The sequence below is a fragment of the Nocardiopsis sp. LDBS0036 genome, assembly GCF_041228755.1.
Classification (GTDB): Bacteria; Actinomycetota; Actinomycetes; order Streptosporangiales; family Streptosporangiaceae; genus Nocardiopsis; species Nocardiopsis dassonvillei.
Window position 1 is genome coordinate 1,788,212 of sequence record NZ_CP141103.1, and the last position, 19,760, is coordinate 1,807,971.

A 19,760-nucleotide genomic window follows, 5' to 3' on the forward strand; every position below is an offset into this window, starting at 1 on the left:
CACGGCGCGGGACAAAGGCACGGGGCGGGAGAGACGCGCGCCGGGGCCTCGGCGGCGGACCGGGCAGACGAGCAGTCGGCTCACCGGGCGGCTTCCGTGACCAGGGCGCGGACATGGCCGACCAGAGCGATGAGGACCTGTTTGGCCGAGTCGCGTGCGCGCGCGTCGCAGCGCAGCAGCGGTACCGAGGCGTCCAGGTCCAGGGCGGCGCGCACCTTCTCCAGGCTGTGCTCGGCCTCACCGAAGTCGTTGTGGGCCACGACGAAGGGCGTGCCCTGGGCCTCCAGGCGGTCGATGGCGTAGAAGGAGTCCTCCAGGCGCCGGGTGTCCACCAGGACCACCGCGCCCAGGGCCCCGGAGAAGAGGCGGTCCCACAGGAACCAGAAGCGCTCCTGGCCCGGGGCGCCGAAGACGTAGAGCACCGAGGCGGCGTCCAGGGTGATGCGGCCGAAGTCGAAGGCGACGGTGGTGGCGCGCTTGGCCTCCACCCCGTCCACGTCGTCGACGCCGTGCCCCGCCCGGGTCATGGTCTCCTCGGTGCTGAGCGGGCGGATCTCGCTGACCGAGCGGACCAGGGTGGTCTTGCCGACCCCGAAGCCGCCCACGACCGCGATCTTGAGGGCGTACTCGGCGGTGTCGGGCAGCGGGACGCGGGCGGCCTCGCGGGTGCGGTCCGCGGCGGCGTGCGGGGGGCCCGGGGGCGGGGCCGAGGGGGGATCAGAGGTTGTGGAGTGCAACGAGCACCTTCTCCAACACGTCCGGGGAGGCGAGGGGGTGGGCCGGTGAGGGCGCGGGGCGGGGGTGGCGCGCGGTGGCCAGGCCGGTGTCGAGCAGGTCGGTGACCAGGATGCGCACGATCGCCACCGGCAGGCGCAGGTGGGCGGAGATCTCCACCACCGCCGTCGGGCCCCGGCACAGCCGCAGGATCCGGGCGTGCTCGGACTGCATGCCGGGGGTGGGCGCGCTCTCGGCCACGATGAGGGTCACCGCGTCCAGGGAGTCGTCGGCCCCGCCGCTGCGGCCCGAGGTGATGACGTAGAGGCGGTCCGGACCCTCCTGCTGGTGCGGGCGCGTCATACCGGTCCGGCTCCGGCGCGGGGCGGGGTGGTCAGGTGCTCGCCCATCTGCTCGACCAGCTCGTTCATGTTGTGGCCGACCAGACCGGGTTCGGCCTCCTCGGAGGTGATGACGGCCAGGTGGGCGCCGTGCCCGGCCTCGACGATGAACAGCAGGCCGCCGTAGAACTCGGCCATGGCCTGGCGGACGCCGCCCGCCCCGTCGCCGAACTCCACCGAGGCGCTGTGCGCCAGGCTCTGCACCCCGGCGGCGATCGCGGCGAGGTGGTCGGCGCTGTCGGCGCGCAGACCGGAGCTGTGGCACAGCTTGAGCCCGTCGCGGGAGAGAACGAGGGCGTGCCGGGTGCCGGGCGTGCGTTCCAGGAGGCCTTCGAGGAGCCAGGTCAGCGTGTCGAGGTCCATCATGCGTCCTTGTCGTTCGGGCCGCGCACCGCGGAGCGGAACTCGCCGAAGCCCCTCGCCACGGCGGCGGGGTTGCTCCTGCGCGGTGCGGGCCTGGTGTTCTCGGCCGCCGCGAGGGTCCGGCCGCGGCGGCGCCGGGGCAGTCCGTCGACGTCCTCCGCGGCGGTCTCCGTCGCGGCCGGGGGGACCGCGGCGGGCGTGGGGGCGGTGTCGGGCTCCCGGGCGGCCCCGGGCGGGGACGCCGGGGAGTCGGGGGCCACGGGCTCGGGGAGGGGTTTGACGAGCTTGCGGGGCAGCAGGAGGACGACCGCCGTGCCGCCGCGCGAGGAGGAGCGGAAGGACACCGACAGGCCGTAGCGGTGGGCGATCTGGCCGACGACCGACAGGCCCAGCCGGGTTCCGGAGATGGCGGCCAGGTCCAGGTCGTTCTCGACGGCGCGGCGGGCGCGGCGCAGGGCCTCCTCCCCCATGACCAGGCCGCCGTCCTCGACCATGACCGCGATTCCGGCCTGGACCTCCTCGACGTGGACGTGGACCTCCGCGGTGGGCGGGGAGAACCTGGCGGCGTTGTCCAGGATCTCGGCCAGGGCGTGGATGACGCCCTCGGCGGCGAACCCGGCGACCGCCTGCGTGGAGGCGTTGTGCACGCGGACGCGCTGGTAGGCGCCGATGCGGGCCATGGCGCCGCGGACGACGCTCTCCATGCCGATGGCCCGGCCCCAGCGGCGGCCGGAGCGGGCCCCGGTGAGGACGGCGATGCTGTCGGCGACGCGTCCGACCTGGGCGGTGCTGTGGTCCAGGTGCATGAGGTCACCGAGGACGTCGGCGTTCGCGTCGCCGTCGCCGTGGCGCTCCTGCATCCGGCGCAGGTCGGCGAGCATGGTGGTGCTCAGGGCCTGGACGCGCCCGGCGGCGGTGGCGCAGGCGGCCATGGCGGCCGAGCGCCGGCGTTCGGCGGCGGCGATCTCGGTGGCGGCGGCCCGCAGGACGGCGTTGCCCCCGTGGTCGGCGGGGAGGGGCAGGGCGCGCAGGGCGGTGTCGGCGGAGTCGCCCGCGCGCAGGCGCCGGGCCAGGAGGGGCAGGTGCTCGTCGGCCAGGGAGGCGGTGTCGGCGCGCAGCGCGTCGAGCCGGGCGCCCAGGTCGTGGATCCGCCGGTCGCGCCGGTCGAGCAGCACCGCGAGGGCCAGCAGGAGCACGAGGGGAACCGCGGAGGCGGCCAGGACGGGCAGGGTCCGGGCCTCGGGCGCGGCCCACGGGAGCACGGCCCAGAAGGGCAGCGCCGCGAGGGGGAGGAGGAGCCAGCGCGGCGCGGACGGCCGCGCGGGCACGGCTCCTCGGGGGAGGGGGGTCTCAGCAGTCATGGGGCTCCACGTCCGGCCGCGCCGTCGCTCCTGGTTCCGGCACGTGAGGACGCACCGAAGGGGACGTTTCCGGCACGATGTGCACACCTAAAGGAAGGGGATTAATTTCCCCGACCTACGCTTTTCGGTGTACGGCGAGTCAACATACCACCAGACACCTCGGGCGGCCATGTCGGCATAATGGAATCTTTATCGCACACGGGGGACGGGTAACCGGATTCCCTACCAGAGCGCGGATTCCGGAGAGTGATAATCGGCGGACCGAGAAGGTCCGACCTTTTCCGGAAGCCATTGTCGAGCGTCCGGCTTTTCCAGTCGTGAACTGCGGGAACCGTGCGGCGGCGGGTTCGGGGGGAAGCGCGGCAAGGGTGGACACAGTGTGACGGGCGGGGTTGACGCGGGACAGACCCGCGACCGCGGGTGGCCAAGGGTGGCCGCGGGCGGCGGCGCGGAACTGGCCTGAGTCGGCCACGGGTTCCACCGGGGACGGACACCGACCCTCCGGGGCGCGGCGAGCGCGGCCGACGACGGGACCCCGCCGCTGTTGATTCGGCCCCGGAGGCGCGGCGCCTCCCCCACCAGGCAGGAGGGTGCGCCGGGAAGGCGAAAACGGGGCTTAGCGGATGTTTTTCGCCCCCGGCGGGCGTATATAGAGACACACCCGAAACAGCCAGCCTGGAGTGTCCCAGGTCACATGTGCCACACTCGGCGCACCGGACGATGTTTTGGGATCGGGGTGGCCCCTGGACGCCGGAGGTGGTTCGACCTCAGGTCAGCGGGGAATCTTGACGTGGACCGACGCGTTACACCCCGCGAGACCGCACAAGCGCCTGGAGGCACCCACACGATGGCCGAGCGAGCACTTCGCGGCACCCGGCTCGGGGCGACGAGCTACGAGAACGACCGCAACACCGACCTGGCTCCGCGGCAGGAAGTCACCTACGACTGCACCCGGGGCCACCGCTTCTCGGTCACCTTCGCGACCGAGGCAGAGATTCCCGCCGAGTGGGAGTGCCGTTTCTGCGGCGACCGCGCCCTGCGGCGGGACGGCTCCGGCGAGGAGCCCAAGAACGCCAAGCCCACGCGCACCCACTGGGACATGCTGCTGGAGCGCCGGAGCATGGAGGACCTGGAAGAGGTCCTCGCCGAGCGCCTGGCCCTGCTCCGCGCCCGCCGCCGCGAGGAGGCGGCCAAGGTGGAGGAGATCGCCAGGCAGCGGCAGAGCGCCTGAGGCATCCCGCGACACACGGGGGCGGCGGACACGGTCCGCCGCCCCCGTCGTCGTGTCGGGCCCCGGGAACACCCGGGCCGCAGGGGTGATCCTGCTCCCAGCGCCGCTGTGGGGCGCCCACAGCGGCGCTGGAAGCAGGACCACCGCGGGAGGGCGGCGTGCGCCCCTCCGCGGCGTCCCCGGCGCGGACGCCGGTTCCGCCGGAGCGTCGGTCCCGCCGGAAGCTCCGGTCCCGCCGGAAGCGCTAGTCGCGCTGGAAGGGGTCGCGGGTGATGCCCACCAGCTCTTTGACCGACCCGATCACACGGGTAGGGCGGTAGGGGAACTGCTCGGCGGTCTCGCGCTCGGAGATGCCCGAGAGCACCAGCACGGTCTGCAGGCCCGCCTCCAACCCGCTGAGCACGTCGGTGTCCATCCGGTCGCCCACCATCAGGGTGTTCTCCGAGTGCGCGCCGATCCGGCGCAGCGCCGACCGCATCATCAGCGGGTTGGGCTTGCCCACGAAGTAGGGGCGGCGGCCGGTGGCCTTCTCGATCAGCGCGGCGACCGCGCCCGTGGCGGGCAGCGGCCCCTCGGCGCTGGGACCGGTCTCGTCGGGGTTGGTGGCGATGAACCGCGCGCCGCCGCGGACCAGCCGGATCGCGCGGGTTATGGCCTCGAAGCTGTAGGTGCGGGTCTCACCGAGCACCACGTAGTCGGGGTCGCGCTCGGTCATCACGTAGCCGACGTTGTGCAGGGCGGTGGTCAGGCCGGACTCGCCGACGACGTAGGCCGACCCGTTGGGGCGCTGGGTCTGGAGGAACTGGGCGGTGGCCAGTGCCGACGTCCAGATCGACTCCTCGGGGATGTCCAGGCCCGAGCTGAGCAGACGCGCCCGCAGGTCGCGGGGGGTGTAGATGGAGTTGTTGGTCAACACCATGAACGGGATCCCGTTCTCGCGCAGCTCCGCGATGAGTTCGTCCGCGCCCGGGATGGGGTGCTGCTCGCGTACGAGCACGCCGTCCATGTCGAATAGGTAGTTCCACTCGTTGCTCACGTGCCCCATTGTGCCGTCCGGGGCAAGGAGCACGCCATTCCCACCCCCCGGTAGGCGAGCACCCTCACACCGGCCCGGTCCCGGCGGCGGACTCCTCCTCGGGGAAGCGCCCGTCCGGGTGCTCGCGGAAGACCGCCCGCAGGTACTCCCCGTCGCGGCCGCGGGCGGAGTAGCCGACCGCGCCGCCGTCGGGAGGGTCACGGTCACCCGTCCGCCCCGTTGGGTGAGGCGGGCGGAGGAGACCTGGGACAGGCGCACGGGTTCGCGACCCGGCGGGGGCGTGGCCGCGGACGAAGGAGCCGCCGCGGGCGGTGCGGTGGGAGCCGGGGACACCCGTCCCGTGCGCATCGCACCGCTCACCGGAGCGCCGGGGCGGCCGGAGGCCCCGCCTCGTGCAGAGCGGACGGAAGCCGGGCCCGGACTCAGATCGGCGGCCAGGGCACCGCGGGCCAGTCCGGCGCCGGGTAGGGGTGGACGCCGTGCTGGATGAGCAGGTCCACCCGGCTGCGCACCGCGTAGGCCTCCGGTCCGGTCAGGTGCCGCGCCAGCTCCCGGGACAGGGCGCTGTCCGCGTCGGCGAGCTGGTCGCGCACCGACCCCAGGGCCTCCAGGGCGTCCTGGGGCAGCGGCTGGCCCTGCCACTGCCACAGCACGGTGCGCAGCTTGTAGTCCTCGGCGAGGGAGACCCCGTGGTCGCAGCCGTACAGGTGCCCGCCGGGGGTGGGCAGCAGGTGGCCGATCTTGCGGTCGGAGTTGTTGATGACCGCGTCGAACACCGCCATGCGGCGCAGGTCGGCGTTGTCGGTCTCCCGCGCCAGGGCGACCAGGTCCACGGTGGCGTCGCCGTGCACCCACAGCTGCACCATGCCCTCGCCGAACGGGCCGTCGCGGTGCACCGTGGGCGGGACGATCCCCCAGCCCAGCGCCTCGGAGACGGCGTGGGCGCTGACCTCGCGCCCGGCCAGGGTTCCGTCGGGGAAGTCCCACAGCGGCCGCTCCCCCGCCACCGGCTTGTACACGCAGGCGGCCGAGCGCACGCCGTCGGAGACGGTGCAGTACAGGGTGGCGTTGGAGGCGGCGGTCAGCCGTCCCTCCACGGTGATCTCGCCGGTGCGGAGCAGGTCGAGCCCGACGGCCGGGCTGAGGCCGTCGAAGGCGTCGGCGGTGTCCCTCATCGCGGGCCCCCGGGTCTGCGCGCCCGGCGGCCCGCCGCTGGTGTGCTCATCGGCGTGCTCAGACGAGGCTGTCCGGTCGGTAGCCGTTCTGGCGTACGCAGATGTGGCCGGCGGGGTCGAGCGGACGTCCGCACAGCGGGCAGTCCGGGCGTCCGGCGGCGACCACCTTCAGCGCGCGCCCGGCGAAGGAGCGCGCGGCGCCGGGGGTGAGGTAGACGCGCAGGACGTCGCGGTGGGCGGGGGCCTCCTCGGCGAAGACCTCCAGCTCCTCCTCGTCGTCCTCCAGCAGGTCCTCACCGGCGGTCTCGTCGATCTCCTGGGCCTCGATGATGACGCGGGCGGCCTCGGCGTCCCAGGCCAGGGCCAGGGTGCCGACCCGGAAGTCCTGCTCGATGGGCTGCTCCAGGGGAGCGTCGTCCTCGGGCGGAGCGGTGTCCTCCGGCGGGGAGCCGAAGCGCCGGTGCACCTCTTCCAGTAGTTCCTCGATACGGGTGGCGAGCGCCTCGACCTGCGCCTTCTCCAGGACCACGCTGGTGATGCGCCCCTCTCCCACGGCTTGGAGGAAGAAGGTGCGGTCTCCCGGCTGGCCCACGGTCCCCGCGACGAACCGCTCCGGCGGATTGAACTGAAAGACGGGCATGCCAAGAACCTTACGGGATGCGGGCCTACCGGTGCCAAACCCGCTGGACGCGCTGGTGGGCCCGGGTAGGGCCGAGGGGCCGGGCGCCGGGAGGGTGCGCACCACGTCACACCTCCTTGACTTCAACAAATGTTGAGGTTGTTGGTTTGTTCCAGCGGGACGGACCACCGCCCCCGACAGGAACGGACACGGCATGAGCGACGCCGAGAAGACCGAGACCCGTACCCACCGGAGCCCCGGGGACCGCGCGGGGTCCCACGCCGAGATCCACGCTCTCGTGCGCAGCCTGCAGGACGCCTTCAACGCCCACGACCCGGTGGCGCTGGCCGACCACTACGCCGGGGACGCGCTGTGGGCCTCGGCCGCGGGCAGGCGGATGGTCGGTTCCGCGCAGATCGCCGCGTTCGCCAGGGAGGTGGCGCCGAGGCTGGCGGACTCCTACGCCCGGTACGAGGTGGCCAACCTGCTGGAGATCCGCCCGGACGTGATCGCCGTGCAGGTGGCCCAGACGGCGGTGGACGCGGACGGGGAGCCGACCGGCGCTCCCGCGGGCAGCGCGCTGTACGTCTACGCCCGGGGAGAGGACGGCTGGCGCATCAGCGCGGGCCAGAACATGATCGTGGCCCAGTGACCCGTTGACCCGTGGGGCAGGACGTGTCCCGGGAAGGCAGGGCGCCGACCGGGGCCTCCGGCGCGTCTGACGGTCGGGCCGCGGCCCCGGTGGGCCGCCGAGGTTCCTCGGCGGCCCACCGGGGCCGGTCGGGGCACACGGGTTCAGGCAACGGGCACGAGGCCGTCGTGGCCGAACTCGCAAGCCGGGCATGCGTCCGGGGATCCAGGGCCCGAGGCCTCCCCGAGGCCCGCCGGGGCGGAGGAGGGACCGTCAGGGGGCGTCGGCGGGGGTCTCCTGGGAGCCCGCGCCGCCGCCCACGGCCGCGTCGCCGCTGGCCTCGGCGGGGGTCGGCAGGCTCGCGGTCAGGCTCTCCCCCGTGTCGTTGAGCTTGTTGAGGAAGGGACGGGTGCGCGTGTAGGTGATGGAGGTGACCGAACAGGGGTCCACCCTCAGGCGCTGGAACAGGTCCAGGTGCATGCCGAGGGCGTCGGCGACGATGGCCTTGATGATGTCGCCGTGACTGCACACCACGTACACGGGCGGGTCCTGGGGCGCGGACGGGACGCCCGGGGCCGATGCCTCGGACGGGGAACCCGGGACCGGGGCCTCGGGCGGCGCCGAGAGCAGGCGGGCGTTCCAGTCGCGCACGGCCGCGACCGCGCGGGCCGAGGACTCGGCCAGGGCCTCCCCGCCGGGGAAGCGCGCGGCGCTGGGGTGGTCCTGCACCACGCGCCAGAGGGGTTCGTCGGACAGTTCACCGAGCCCGCGGCCGGTCCAGGAGCCGTAGTCGCACTCCACGAAGCGCTCGTCGGTGGTGACGGGGACGCCGAGCTGCGCGGCGACGGCCTCGGCGGTCTCCTGGCAGCGTTCGAGCGGGCTGGAGACCAGGGCCGCCGGTCGCAGCCCGGTGAGCCGACCGGCCAGGTGCGCGGCCTGGACGCGGCCGGTGTCGTTGAGGTGGACGCCCTCGGCGCGCCCCGCCAGGCGGGGGCCGGTGGCGTCGGTCATCCCGTGCCGGATGAGGAGGAGGGTGACCGCCTCGGGTGCGGGCGGTGGGGGCGGAGTGTCCTGGGGTGCTGCGGGTGTCGCCATGGTCACAGGGTAGGCCCGTGGCGGACGGGAGGGCAGGACCCCGGCCGCGGTCGCGGGAACGGTGTGCCGCCGCGGGATCGGCGGATCCGGGCCACCAGGTTCGAGGAGCCCGTTCCCGGAACCGGAACACGGGCGCGGGCACCGCGAACGCCCCGGTCACGGCCGCGCCGGAGGGGAACGGCGGGGGTGTGCCCAGGGACGGCGTCGGACGGACGCGGTACTCTCCGCCGCATGGAACAGCGACAGGTGGGCAGATCAGGGCTCTGGGTCTCTCGTACCGCTCTCGGCACGATGACCTGGGGCAAGGACACCTCCGAGGAGGAGGCCGGGCAGCAGCTCACCGCGTTCGTGGACGCGGGCGGCACGCTCGTGGACACCGCGGACATCTACACCGGCGGCCAGAGCGAGCGGATCCTGGGGCGCCTGCTGCGCGCCTCGGTGCGCCGCGAGGACGTGGTGGTGGCCACCAAGACCGGCCACACGCCCGACGGCTACCGGCCGGTGGACGCCTCCCGGCGGCACCTGCTGGCCTCCCTGGACGCCTCGCTGCGACGCCTTCAGACCGACTACGTGGACCTGTGGCAGCTGCACGTGTTCGACCCCTCCACGCCGCCCGAGGAGTCGCTGGCCGCGATGGAGGCGGCCGTGGCGGCGGGCAAGGCGCGCTACGTGGGCACGGGGAACCTGGAGTCGTGGCAGTTCGCGACCCTGGCCACCTGGCAGCGCGCGCGCCCCGGGCGCGTGCCCCTGGTGAGCGTGGGGAGCGAGTACTCGCTGCTCAACCGGGGCGCCGACCACGGTCTGCGGCCCGCCGCGGCGGTGGCCGGGGCCCACCTGATCGCGTGGTCGCCGCTGGGACGCGGCGTGCTCACCGCCAAGTACCGCAACGGTACGCCGCCGGACTCGCGGGCGGCCTTCTCCCACATGGCGCCGTACGTGGAGCCCTACCTGGACGACCGCAGCCGCCGGGTGGTGGAGTCGGTGTGCACGGCGGCCGAGGGCCTGGGCGTGTCGCCGCTGGCGGTGGCGCTGAGCTGGGCGCGCGACCAGGAGGGCGTGGCCGCGGCGGTGGTCGGTCCGCGCACCCTCGCGCAGCTGGAGGAGATCCTGGGTGTGGAGGGCGTGGAGCTGCCGCCCAAGATCCGCGACGCGCTCGACGACGCCACGGCGCGCCCCGAGCGCTGACACCCCTCCCTCGCCGGTGCTCCCTCGGGGTCCACGGAAACGGGGGCGCGACCGTCCTCGGCGGCTTCGGGGCGCCTTCTCCCCCGGGTCGCGCGAACCGGCGACGCCCGTGCGGTGACCGCGCCCGCCCCACCCGTGCGGTGCGCCCGCGAACGGTTTCACGGCGGGCAAGCCCACAGGCGGGCTCTCCCCCCTTGGGCCCACGCGCGGGGAACGCGCGGAGCGGCGCCGACCGGCGGCGACGCCCCCGGCGCACGCGCACACGCGGGGGACGCACCACCGCCCGCCCGGTTCCGGCCGGGCCCGCTCAGCCCCGGGTCGCGGGCGGGATCGGGAAGTTCTTGTCGAACACGTTGTGCGGGTCGTACACGGCCTTGAGGGCCCGCAGCCTGTCCAGGGTGGGCTCGGGGAAGGCCTGCGCGAGCACCTCGGGCCCGGTACGGGTGTCGAAGCTCAGGTACATGCCCTCCAGGTGCTTGTCCAGGTCCGCCCACCGCTGGTCCATGCGCACGGCGCTCCGGGTCGCCGTCATGGCCGCCAGCACGAAGTTCTGCGACCGGTGGGCGTAGGCGGTGGCGTCGGCCGCCAGGTCGTTGACCGCGCCGCCGACCTGTCTGAGCTGCATGAACATGACGTCGCCCGAGGCGAGCAGCCCGGCCAGGCCCTCGGCCGCGTCCGGGGTGACGTGGTGCAGCAGGCCCGAGCGCGCCTCGGGCAGCCCGTGGCCCTGGTGGGGCCCGTCGGGGCGGACGAGGATCGCGGGGTAGGGCGCGAGCTGGGCGCGCTGGTCCAGGACGGGGCCCACGGACAGGAAGGGCTCCAGCGCCCGCACGGCCAGGTCGGTGTCGTCCCCGGCGTAGACCACCATGGCCTGGGCCGCGGGGCCGCGTCCGCCGCGCGCGGGGCCGGTGGTGAGGAAGGCGGTGACCTCGCGCGGCGCGGCCTCGGCGACCTCGCCCCAGGCCCGGAGGAAGGCGGCGGTGTCGGTCGCGTCGTAGACGAACTGGCCGAGGACCACGTCGCGCACCGGGGCGGCCGTGGCCTCGACGGCTGTGAGCACGCCGAAGTTGGCGCCCGCGCCGCGCATGGCCCAGAACAGGTCGGGGTGGTGGTCGGCGTCGGCGCGCACGGGGGTTCCGTCCGCGGTGACGACCTCGACGGCGGTGACGTTGTCGATGGTCAGGCCGTGGGCGCGGGACATGTAGCCCACGCCGCCGGTGGTGGCCAGGCCCCCGACGCCCACTCCCCCGTGGTCGCCCGAGCTGAGGGCCAGGCCGTGGAAGGCGAGGGTGTCGGCGACCTCGCCCCAGCGGGCGCCGGCGCCGAGCCGGACCAGGCCGGAGTCCGCGTCCAGGACCTCGACGCCGTTCATCCGCGACAGGTCCACGACGACGCCGCCGTCGCCGGTGGAGCGCCCGCTGATGCCGTGGCCGCCGCTGCGCACGTGCAGGTCGGCGTCCTGGGCGCGGGCGTGGGCGAGGGCCTCGGCGACCTCCTCGGCGCTGCCGGGGCGCAGGACCAGCCCCGGCGAGCCCTTCTGCATGTAGCCGTGGCGGACGCGGGCGTAGGCGCGGTCGCCGGGTTCGACGGCGTGCTCGCGCAGGCTCTCGGGGACGCCGTCGTAGTCGATGCCGGAGCGGCGCGCGGCCAGGGAGGCGGCGGCGCGGGCCGGGCCGGTGTCGGTGCCCGCGTCGGCGCGTTCGCGGTCCACGGCCTCGCGCAGGGCGGGGGCGACCTCGGCGCCGAAGGTCTGGATGGTGCGCGGGTCGTCGGTGCCCACGATGAACGTGGAGTAGCCGTGTTCGAGGACCAGGGGCAGCAGGTCGTCCACCCACTGCTCGGGCGGGCCCTGGAGGAAGTCCTTCCCGGTGGGCAGGAAGGCGATCTGGGCGAGGTTGAGCATGCGGCGGACCTGACGGGGGTCGCGCCCGGCGGCCTGCGCGGCCTCGTCGATGGTCCGGTGGGCCTCGGCCATGTCCTCCAGCTTGAGGTAGCCGAGGCTGGGCAGCCAGCCGTCCGCCTTGGCGCCGACCAGGCGCAGCATGCGGGGCTTGTAGGCGCCCAGGCTGATGCCGATCTCGTGGGCGGGGGCGGGGCCGCGCTTCATGCCGCGCACGCGGTGGTGCTCTCCGTTGACGCGGACGCCGCCGCGGGCGTCGGTGTCCCAGGCGGCGCGGATGACGTCGATGCCCTCGCTGAGCGCGTCCACGGCCTGGCGCGGGGTGAGGCGCTTGCCGCCCATGCCCTCGATGCCGTCCCAGAACGCTCCGGCGCCCAGGGCGAGTTCGAAGCGGCCGTGGGAGAGCAGGTCGAGGCTGGCGGCGGAACGGGCGAGCATCGCGGGCGGGCGCAGGGGCAGGTTGAGGACGTTGGCCGACACGCTCAGGCGCGTGGTGCGCGCGGCCACCCAGCTCAGCAGGGTCCAGGTGTCGAGGAAGCCGGGGTTGTAGGGGTGGTCCTGGAAGGTGGCCAGGTCCAGTCCGGCCGCCTCGGTGAGTTCGGCGAGCGCGACGGTGCGGTCGGGGTCCTGCGCCGCGGGTGTGATGAAGGTGCCGAACCTCAGGGGGTGTCCGTAGTCGGGCATGGGTTCTCTCCTCGGGAGGAAGCCGGAACTAGTTTGTCGAACCAACGATGTTGGCAACAACTTATCTTGTGTGCCACCTATTCCTGGTAGCCTCGGAGCATGGCACTCCCCACTCCGAAGCCCGGCCGGACCCCGGCCGGGAACGCGGACCCGACTCCGGGACAGGACACCGACCTGGGGTGGTCGCTGGCCGTGCTCCTGCGCCGGTGGCACGAGCGGGTGGAGGCGGTCCTGGACGGCGTCCCGCACGGCAGCCGCGGCTACCATGTGCTCACCGCGGTCTCACTCGACGAGCCCCCCACCCAGGCGGCCCTGGCCGAGCGGCTGCTCATCGACCGCAGCGTGATGACCTACCTCCTCGACGACCTGGAGGAGGCCGACCTCGTGCGGCGCCGGGTGGACCCCGGCGACCGGCGGGTGCGGCGGGTGTGCGCCACCGCGCACGGCCGCGAGGTGCTGGCCTCGCTCAGCGCACGCGTGCGTGAGGCGGAGGAGCACATCCTGGCGGGACTCGACGCGCCCGCGCGCGAGCTGTTCCGCCGGATCGCCCAGCACGCGGCCGTCGCCGTCCAGGAGTCCTCCCCCACGACCGACCCGTGCGCGGCCGTGCGCCAGGTCGTCGGTCCGGACGACCCGGCTGGGAAGCCGGAGAAGCGGGAGGGGCGGCGCGGGCGCGGGAACCGGGCCAAGCGGGAGTAGCGGGCGGGCCGGGGGCGCTCCTGGACTCGGGGAGGTTTCCGATGCCAGGGCGGTTCCGGGACGCGTCAGGAAGGCGTGCCGAGTTCGAGCGACGGCGGGCGGACGGGGAGCGTGGCAACGGGCGACCGGGGCGGGCGACGGCAGGCGACCGGGGTGCATGGTGGCGGGCATCGGCGGGCGCACCCCCGAAGCGGGAACCGAGCGTCGTCGCCAGTCGATAGGCTCCCCCAGAGTCCGTGAACCGTATGACGAGGGGAACCGCCCGAGGTGTCCGAGGCAGAACAGGTCAGTGCCGTCCTTGACCGGATGGGCGCGCCGGGCGCCCTGGCGCCCCGGCTGCTGGGCGTGCTGGGGCCGGGGGCCGCCGCCGCGCTGGACGCGAACCCGTGGCTGCTGCTGCGCCTGCCGCAGGTGACCCCGGAGCAGGCCGACTTCTGCGCCCGCAGACACCTGGGCGAGGGCGCGCGGCCCGGCGACCCCCGGCGGCTGGCGGCGCTCACCGGGCACGTACTGCGCATGTCCGCCGCGCGCGGGCACACCGTGGTCGAGGAGAAGAAGCTGGCCTCGGTCGTGGGCGGGTTCGGGGTGGCCGATCCGGCCGCCGCGCTGGAGGCGGCCGTGGCCGACGGGAGCGCGGTGGTGCTGGAGAGCACCGACGAGGACGACGACGAGGACTTCGACTTCAGCGAGGGCGGAGTCCCGGACCTGCCCGACACCGAACTGTTCTACGCGCTGCCCGAGGTGGGGCACGCCGAACAGCGGCTGGGCGAACAGCTGCTGCGGCTGATCGGCGGCAACGAGCCGATCATGGACTCGATGACCGCGGGTGAGACGGTGGACGCGGCCGAGGAGCGGGGTGGGTTCACGGTCTCGGACCGCACACGCGAGGCCCTGGTGACGGCGACCCTGCGCCCGGTGACGGTGCTGCGGCACGGCCCCGGCGACGCGGCGGAGATCGCGCGGGCGCTGGTGTGCCTGGACGCGATCGCCACCGACAGCCAGGTGGGGATCGCGGTGGCTGCGCCGACCGCGCAGGCCGCGGCGGCCGTCAACGCCGACCTGGCGCGGATCCGCGGGGAGCGGGCCGCGGGCGGGGGTTCCGAGGGAGCGCGGGTTTCCGGGGGTGCCGGAGGGGCACCGGAGGCCGGGGCCGCCGAGGAGACCCGGGGTGCCGGGGAGGACGAAGCGGCGCGGGGGGACGAGAGCGCTGAGGCGGCCTCGGATGCGCAGGGGGCTTCGCACACACAGGTGGCTTCGGAGACACAAGACACTCCGGACTCGCAGGAAACCCCGGTGACACAGGGGGCTTCGGGCGAGCAGGGGTCCGAAGAGGCTGACGAAGTGCGGGAGGACCGAGAGCAGCCGGAGCAGCCGGAACAGCAGACGCAGCAGGGCCAGGAGGGACAGCAGGACCAGCAGGGGCCAGGCGAGGACGGTCAGTCCCCCATGCGGGCGGTGTCGCTGCCCGCGCTCCTGGCGCAGGCCCCGTTGAAGGCCGGTCTCGTGGTGCTGTGCGAGGCGATGTCGGTGGGCGCGGCCCGTGCCGCCGAACTGGCTTCGGTGTGCGCGGACGACGCGCACCTGGTGCTGCTGGCCGACCCGAACCAGGCGCCCTCGGCGACACCGGGCCAGGTGGTGGTGGACATCGCCGCGTCGCGGACCGCGCACGTGGCCGAGGTGGCCGACGACGACGCGCCGGGGCCGATCGCGGAGCTGGCGGCGGGCGTGGCCTCGGGCGGGGTTCCCGAGGTGGAGGCGCCCGGACGCGAGGTGGTGCGGGTTCCGGCGGCGTCGGCAGAGGAGGCGGTGCACCGGGTGGTGCAGCTGGTGACGGACTCGATTCCGCGCGCGTTGGGGATCGGGGCCGAGCACGTGCAGGTGGTGACCGCGCGGGAGGACGGCCCGGCCGGTGCGCGGGCGGTCAACGCCGCGTGCAAGGAGAGGCTGAACCCGGGGCCGGGTGCGCACGGCGGGTTCGACGTGGGCGACCGGGTGCTGTTCACGGCGGAGGGCCCCGGCTACGGGCCCGGTGACACCGGTCATCTGCGCGAGGTGGGCGGCGGTGCCGTGGTGGAGCTGGTCGGCGGCGGTCGGGTGAAGGTGACCGACCCGGCGGCGCTGCGCCCGGGCTGGGCGGTGACGGTGGCCGCCGCGCACGGGGGCCGGTGGCCCGCCGTGGTGGCGGTGTTCCCGCCGGAGGTGCCGGTGTCGCGGCCACAGGTGTACACGGCGCTGACCCGGGCGACGCGGCACGTGTCGCTGGTGGACGCGACCGGCGGCGGGCTGGAGACCGGTGTGCGGGAGAACGCGGCGAAGGAGCGGACGACCCGCCTGGTGAGGATCCTGCGCGAGGGGTAGGCCCGCGGTTCGGGAAGCACGCGCCCCGCGCACGCGGGGGTGGTCCGTGATGGTGCCCTCTACCTTGCCGTCCTAGGGAACGCGTCTCGCGCACGCGGGGACGGCCCCGCCGCTACCCCCGCCCTCCCGGGTTCGCAGGAACGCGCCCCGCGCACGCGGGGATGGTTCCGATCGGGCCGGGTCGGAGCGCGGCGGTTTCCCAACGCTCCCTGGGCACGCGGAGGTGGTCGTCCACAGGCGGAAGCCGGGGGTTGGCGGCGGGTGGGAAGACCGGTCAGACTGGATTTGGGGGCGCGTGACGCACCTGCGCGGAGCGAGAACTTCCCCGAATCGAGCGTAGCCCGCCCGTCCGGCACCGCACCAGACCGCTCTTCGCCCTGTGGACAACCTGCGGTCCCGCGCATGCAGGAGTGGACCCGATCAAGCCCAGTCCGTCGGCGCGGGGCGTCGTCACCCCATCTGGCCGGGGTACTTGACCGCTCGGGCGACGACCTTCGCGTACCTGTCGGCCTGCTCGTCGGTGTGCGCGTACATGATGATCGTGTCGGAACCGCGGGACCGGACCTCCCAGACCGCCCCCGTGCCGTGGGTGCCGGGTGGCAGATTGGTGAAGAGGACGTCGGGATAGCGGGCGGACAGCTCCTCGTGAGTAGCCATGGTGGACACCGTAGCCAGGTGTGGCCGGTTGCGGGCCCGGTTTCGTGGTGGATGTGTGGCTGGCGCGGAGCGGGTGACGAGTGGGAAAGGAAACCGGCCCTGCCCAGGCGCGGGCAGGGCCGGATCGCGGTACTTCGCTACCGGACGCGCACCGCAGCCAGTAGTGCCGTCCACTCCGAGGCCTCGGCCGACAGATGGCCCAACTCCCGGTTCTGGGTGTCACGAACGTGGGTGGTAGGCCCTTCCGCGACCTCCACACAGTTCCCGCCGTCACCACCGCTGTAGCTGGACTTGTGCCAGTCAGACTTCACGGCTCATCCCTTCGTGACAGCGAGAACGGCGGCCCACTCCTGACGAGCGAACGTCAGATGCCCCTGGTTCCGATTCTGAGTGTCACGCACGTCCGAACCAGCCTTGTGCTCTCGGGTCTCAACGCAGTTGCCCCCGTTGGCGCTGTAGCTGGACTTATGCCATTCGGTGGTGGTGTTCATGTGAGCTTCCTCAGTACATCGAGCGAGAGTGCAAGTGGCAGGGATGCTGCCAGCGCGGTGGTGGCTTGAGCGGACAGTCTGTCGTGCGTGCTGTCCTCGTGGATCACGTTACCGTCAGCGTGATCACTGACGACCGCGAGTTCCCCTGACTCCAGACGGAAGAGCATCAACGGAGCCGAAGGGCCGAGGAGCGTCGTTCCCTCAGGCACAAGGTGCACCGCGACCCGCCCTGTTTCAGCCCACTCGATGAGGTACGGCACCTGCGCCCGACGAAGGGGCTCAGGGAGGCCAGATACAGCCGTAACAGGAAAGACAGCAGTCACTTCGAGGTCAGGCAACTCTTCCAATCTGCCTGTGCGCAGAGCCACCAAGCGATCAAGCTCCTTCGCGGTGGCAAGCGGCTGTGCTGTCCGAAACACACCACGGGCAACCTCCGGACACTGCAACAGCCCAGGAATAAGAGCAGGTGCCACAATGCTGAGCTGCCTTGCGGCACGCTCTATGGCCTCCAAATCTCGTGCCCACTCGGGCAGGGCATGTCCACTCGTAGCCTGACGCCACGCAGCGATCAGCTTCCCATCCGCGCGGAGTACCTTGTCCATTTTCTCCGCAAGAGGGAGGTGGGGAAGGGATTGTCCGTTCACCCACCGGGATACGGAAGCGGCAGAACAGCCCACCCGGGCAGCCAACTGCTCCTGAGTGAGGCCTTGCAAATCGCGGAAGGTCTTAATGAGTTCACGAAACGGAGGGTCGCTCATGCTCGGAATATTACGCCGAGCTTCCGAGGCCTGTCTGGCCTTTTCGCAAGTTCTTCAGGTAGTGGCGTGAGGAGAGCAAGAAACACCAAGGTTAGGGCTCGAAGGGTCGGTGCAACCGCGAGGTAGCCAAGGCGCACAAGTATGTGATGGCAGCAAAAAGCCCCGGAGACCGAAGTCGAAGGCGGTCCCCGAGGCAAGGCGCTCCACCCCGAAACCCCCGAGGTGAAACATGCAAAAGTCTACCGTTCCGCCCATCCCGCTTCCACGCCGACTGTGCGGAACCAGCACCAAATCAGGCATTCTGCTCGGCCCCGAACTCGGCCACGTCAAGATCGCCCGCCGCTGGGCCGCCCAAGCCACCCGCTCACGCCCCAGCCTGGCCGAACCCGTCGGCATCACTGTGTCGGAGCTCGTCACGAACGCGCTGCGCCACTCGGCGTCCGGGCTCCCCGGCGGCAGCATCCGCGTGGAGATCGAACGCACCCTCCGCCACCTGGAACTCCGCGTCACCGACAACGGCCCCCGCCCCGGCGCGCAACCCACGTTCCCGCGCGTACCCAGCTCCGAACCCCTGCGCCCCAGCGGCAACGGACTTCTGCTGGTCGAGGCCCTGTGCTCCTACTGGGACTGGAAGCAACACTCCTGCGGCGCGATCACCGTCCGCGTCGTCTTCCCCTGGTGACCCACGTGTCCCTGTGAGCGCTCAGCTCTCCATGCTCCGCACCACCCGACCTGTCCCCCGGGCCGGTGCGGACGGGCCGGTGCCTCCGCACCAGCCCGAAGCCCCGCCTCCTCCTTCCCCGGGGAGGCGGGGCCACCCCACCAGCCACCCGCACCACACCCAGCGCCGAGTACCGAACCTCCGAAGACACGGAAAGCCCCTCATGCCCGACTACAGCTACCTCCTCGACGGCCGCCCCGACGTCCTCACACCCAGCGAAGTCGCCGCCCTGTTCAACATCCGCCCCCGCAGCCTCCACCGAGGCGAATGGGACAACGTCCTCAAACCCTTCCGCACCCCCGGCGGAGCACGCCGCTACCCCAAAGAACACATCGCCACCCTCCTCAACCAGCCAGACCCCCCGACCTCCCCCTGAACCCGCGCGAAGCCCACCCTCCGCCTTCCGCCCTCTCACGCCTCATCGGGGCCGGGTCCGGGGCCGGGCTCGGACCCGGGCGCCCCCTCCAGCAGACACCCGCCCTCGATGAGCATCTGACGGACCGCGCCGACCATCCAGACGAGGGTGACGGCGATGACCGTGACGTTCTTGACCGCGAGCAGCAGCGCCCAGTAGAGGTCCTGCCCCGAGGCGGGAATCCACAGGGGCACGACCTGTTCGGGGACGACGGAGAAGACGGCGAACAGCGCGAGCAGCAGCACCCCCTGCCACAGCAGGCCGGGCCACCGGTGGTCGAGGAACGCCTGGACGCGGCGGCCGTCGCCCAGACGCCTCCCGGCCCGGACCCGCTCGTCCTTGAGGATCGCGATGCGGATGACGAGGACGATCAGCACCACCCTCGCCCCTTGGGCGAGCACCTCCAGAGCCACGCGCGAGGGCGTCGCCAGCGCGTCGCCCCACAGCGCCACCCCGAAGCGTTCGACCGCCGGGACCAGGGAGAGGCCCACCACCAGGGGGAGGTGGCGGACGTAGAAGGCCAGTGCCCAGCGCGGAGGCTCCAGGGCCAGCCGCAGGTGTGCGCGCCAGGTCAGCTCGGGGATGGTGGCTCTCTCCGTCATCGTCGCTCTCCCGGTTCGCGGTGGCGGTGCCTATCGGATATTTACTTTAGTTCACTAAACTAAAATATTCGATAGCCTGAAAGAAGTTCACCGCAGGCAGGAGGAAGGCGGTGCAGCGGAGAAGGGGGCGACGGGGCATGGACAGCGGGGACAGCGACACGGCAGGGGACGGCAGCGACCTCGGACGGCAGCTCAGCACCGCCGTCGTGCTCTTCCACGAGGCCGTCGGCCAACGCCTGGGACTGCGCGCGCTCGACCACCGCGCGCTGGGCCTGATCGAACGACAGGGCCCGCTCACGGCGGGCGCGCTGGCCGAGCTGACCGGCCTGACCCCCGGAGCCGTCACCGGACTCGTCGACCGGCTGCACCGCCTGGGCTACGTGCAGCGCGTCCCCGACCCCGCCGACCGGCGGCGCGTGCTCGTCTCTGCGGACGTCGAGGCGCGGCCCGACCCCGCCGACGCCTTCGCGGGGCTGTCGCGGGCGATGGGCGAACTGATGGCCGGGTACGACGAGGCCGAACTCGCCGTGATCACCGACTACGTCACGAAGACCATCGACATCCTGCACACGCAGACCCGGCGGCTCAGCGAGCCCGAACCAGGGGCGTGACCGGCAGCAGGACCGTGATCCCCGCCCCGGGAGAACAGCGGCCTCCGGGAGAA

General features: G+C 73.2%; 22 protein-coding genes. 8 read left to right on the top strand and 14 right to left on the bottom strand.

Translation table 11 applies throughout. The features are described 5' to 3' along the window. Positions 1-80: 80 nt before the first annotated feature. The 4 genes from UIS43_RS07410 to UIS43_RS07425 are packed head-to-tail and all read right to left on the bottom strand — an operon-like array spanning position 81 to position 2,839. Positions 81-737: an ATP/GTP-binding protein gene (locus tag UIS43_RS07410; protein ID WP_013153772.1), complete on the bottom strand. Its 657-nt coding sequence runs from the start codon at positions 735-737 to the stop codon at positions 81-83. After that, entirely contained in the window at positions 718-1,077 is a 360-nt protein-coding gene (locus tag UIS43_RS07415; RefSeq protein ID WP_013153773.1) for a DUF742 domain-containing protein, read from the bottom strand. Before UIS43_RS07415 ends, UIS43_RS07410 begins: the two co-directional genes overlap by 20 nt. Next, complete coding sequence (locus UIS43_RS07420) at positions 1,074-1,478, bottom strand: roadblock/LC7 domain-containing protein (RefSeq protein ID WP_013153774.1); 405 nt, start codon at positions 1,476-1,478, stop codon at positions 1,074-1,076. Before UIS43_RS07420 ends, UIS43_RS07415 begins: the two co-directional genes overlap by 4 nt. Next, a complete protein-coding gene (locus UIS43_RS07425) occupies positions 1,478-2,839 on the bottom strand; it encodes an ATP-binding protein (protein WP_013153775.1) in 1,362 nt (453 codons plus the stop codon). Before UIS43_RS07425 ends, UIS43_RS07420 begins: the two co-directional genes overlap by 1 nt. 847 nt (positions 2,840-3,686) lie before the next feature. On the opposite strand from UIS43_RS07425, the gene UIS43_RS07430 reads away from it, so the two are divergent. Continuing rightward, complete coding sequence (locus UIS43_RS07430; protein WP_013153776.1) at positions 3,687-4,070, top strand: RNA polymerase-binding protein RbpA; 384 nt, start codon at positions 3,687-3,689, stop codon at positions 4,068-4,070. Between the two features lie 244 nt (positions 4,071-4,314). Here UIS43_RS07430 and UIS43_RS07435 read toward each other — a convergent pair whose 3' ends face one another. The 3 genes from UIS43_RS07435 to UIS43_RS07445 all read right to left on the bottom strand — a co-directional run bounded on the left by UIS43_RS07435 (position 4,315) and on the right by UIS43_RS07445 (position 6,921). After that, positions 4,315-5,115, bottom strand: coding sequence for an HAD-IIA family hydrolase (locus UIS43_RS07435; RefSeq protein WP_013153777.1), 801 nt, complete (start codon positions 5,113-5,115; stop codon positions 4,315-4,317). Between the two features lie 413 nt (positions 5,116-5,528). After that, positions 5,529-6,281: an SCO1664 family protein gene (locus UIS43_RS07440; protein ID WP_013153778.1), complete on the bottom strand. Its 753-nt coding sequence runs from the start codon at positions 6,279-6,281 to the stop codon at positions 5,529-5,531. 58 nt (positions 6,282-6,339) lie between these two features. Further along, the gene (locus UIS43_RS07445) at positions 6,340-6,921 is read right to left on the bottom strand and encodes a DUF3090 domain-containing protein (RefSeq protein ID WP_013153779.1); all 582 of its coding nucleotides are present in this window, start codon (positions 6,919-6,921) and stop codon (positions 6,340-6,342) included. Positions 6,922-7,114: 193 nt separating this feature from the next. Between UIS43_RS07445 and UIS43_RS07450 the strand changes: the two genes are divergently transcribed. Then, entirely contained in the window at positions 7,115-7,552 is a 438-nt protein-coding gene (locus UIS43_RS07450; RefSeq protein WP_013153780.1) for an SgcJ/EcaC family oxidoreductase, read from the top strand. A gap of 252 nt (positions 7,553-7,804) precedes the next feature. On the opposite strand, the gene UIS43_RS07455 is transcribed toward UIS43_RS07450, so the two are convergent. Next, on the bottom strand, positions 7,805-8,626 hold the full coding sequence (locus tag UIS43_RS07455; RefSeq protein WP_013153781.1) for a histidine phosphatase family protein: 822 nt from the start codon (positions 8,624-8,626) through the stop codon (positions 7,805-7,807). A gap of 231 nt (positions 8,627-8,857) precedes the next feature. On the opposite strand from UIS43_RS07455, the gene UIS43_RS07460 reads away from it, so the two are divergent. Next, complete coding sequence (locus tag UIS43_RS07460; protein WP_013153782.1) at positions 8,858-9,811, top strand: aldo/keto reductase; 954 nt, start codon at positions 8,858-8,860, stop codon at positions 9,809-9,811. A 307-nt stretch (positions 9,812-10,118) separates the two neighbouring features. On the opposite strand, the gene UIS43_RS07465 is transcribed toward UIS43_RS07460, so the two are convergent. Continuing rightward, entirely contained in the window at positions 10,119-12,395 is a 2,277-nt protein-coding gene (locus UIS43_RS07465; RefSeq protein ID WP_370012896.1) for an LLM class flavin-dependent oxidoreductase, read from the bottom strand. Between the two features lie 99 nt (positions 12,396-12,494). Here UIS43_RS07465 and UIS43_RS07470 point away from each other — a divergent pair, with 99 nt between their 5' ends. Together UIS43_RS07470 and UIS43_RS07475 are read left to right on the top strand one after the other, a co-directional pair. After that, complete coding sequence (locus UIS43_RS07470; RefSeq protein WP_156910846.1) at positions 12,495-13,094, top strand: MarR family winged helix-turn-helix transcriptional regulator; 600 nt, start codon at positions 12,495-12,497, stop codon at positions 13,092-13,094. 267 nt (positions 13,095-13,361) lie between these two features. Further along, a complete protein-coding gene (locus UIS43_RS07475; protein ID WP_370012897.1) occupies positions 13,362-15,452 on the top strand; it encodes a helix-hairpin-helix domain-containing protein in 2,091 nt (696 codons plus the stop codon). A gap of 450 nt (positions 15,453-15,902) precedes the next feature. Here UIS43_RS07475 and UIS43_RS07480 read toward each other — a convergent pair whose 3' ends face one another. The 4 genes from UIS43_RS07480 to UIS43_RS07495 all read right to left on the bottom strand — a co-directional run bounded on the left by UIS43_RS07480 (position 15,903) and on the right by UIS43_RS07495 (position 17,358). Further along, positions 15,903-16,109, bottom strand: a complete 207-nt coding sequence (locus tag UIS43_RS07480) for a hypothetical protein (RefSeq protein ID WP_013153786.1) — start codon at positions 16,107-16,109, stop codon at positions 15,903-15,905. 137 nt (positions 16,110-16,246) lie between these two features. After that, positions 16,247-16,420 (bottom strand): DUF397 domain-containing protein, encoded by a 174-nt coding sequence (locus UIS43_RS07485; protein ID WP_370012898.1) that lies wholly within the window; start codon positions 16,418-16,420, stop codon positions 16,247-16,249. A 3-nt stretch (positions 16,421-16,423) separates the two neighbouring features. Continuing rightward, positions 16,424-16,600: a DUF397 domain-containing protein gene (locus tag UIS43_RS07490; RefSeq protein WP_370012899.1), complete on the bottom strand. Its 177-nt coding sequence runs from the start codon at positions 16,598-16,600 to the stop codon at positions 16,424-16,426. Continuing rightward, positions 16,597-17,358: a Scr1 family TA system antitoxin-like transcriptional regulator gene (locus UIS43_RS07495; protein WP_370012900.1), complete on the bottom strand. Its 762-nt coding sequence runs from the start codon at positions 17,356-17,358 to the stop codon at positions 16,597-16,599. Before UIS43_RS07495 ends, UIS43_RS07490 begins: the two co-directional genes overlap by 4 nt. Before the next feature lie 229 nt (positions 17,359-17,587). On the opposite strand from UIS43_RS07495, the gene UIS43_RS07500 reads away from it, so the two are divergent. Together UIS43_RS07500 and UIS43_RS07505 are read left to right on the top strand one after the other, a co-directional pair. Further along, positions 17,588-18,040, top strand: coding sequence for an ATP-binding protein (locus UIS43_RS07500; RefSeq protein ID WP_370012901.1), 453 nt, complete (start codon positions 17,588-17,590; stop codon positions 18,038-18,040). 202 nt (positions 18,041-18,242) lie between these two features. Then, positions 18,243-18,455 (top strand): helix-turn-helix domain-containing protein, encoded by a 213-nt coding sequence (locus UIS43_RS07505; RefSeq protein WP_013153608.1) that lies wholly within the window; start codon positions 18,243-18,245, stop codon positions 18,453-18,455. A gap of 35 nt (positions 18,456-18,490) precedes the next feature. On the opposite strand, the gene UIS43_RS07510 is transcribed toward UIS43_RS07505, so the two are convergent. Then, complete coding sequence (locus UIS43_RS07510) at positions 18,491-19,096, bottom strand: hypothetical protein (protein ID WP_071622354.1); 606 nt, start codon at positions 19,094-19,096, stop codon at positions 18,491-18,493. 137 nt (positions 19,097-19,233) lie between these two features. Between UIS43_RS07510 and UIS43_RS07515 the strand changes: the two genes are divergently transcribed. After that, the gene (locus UIS43_RS07515; protein ID WP_013153793.1) at positions 19,234-19,707 is read left to right on the top strand and encodes a MarR family winged helix-turn-helix transcriptional regulator; all 474 of its coding nucleotides are present in this window, start codon (positions 19,234-19,236) and stop codon (positions 19,705-19,707) included. Positions 19,708-19,760 lie beyond the last annotated feature (53 nt).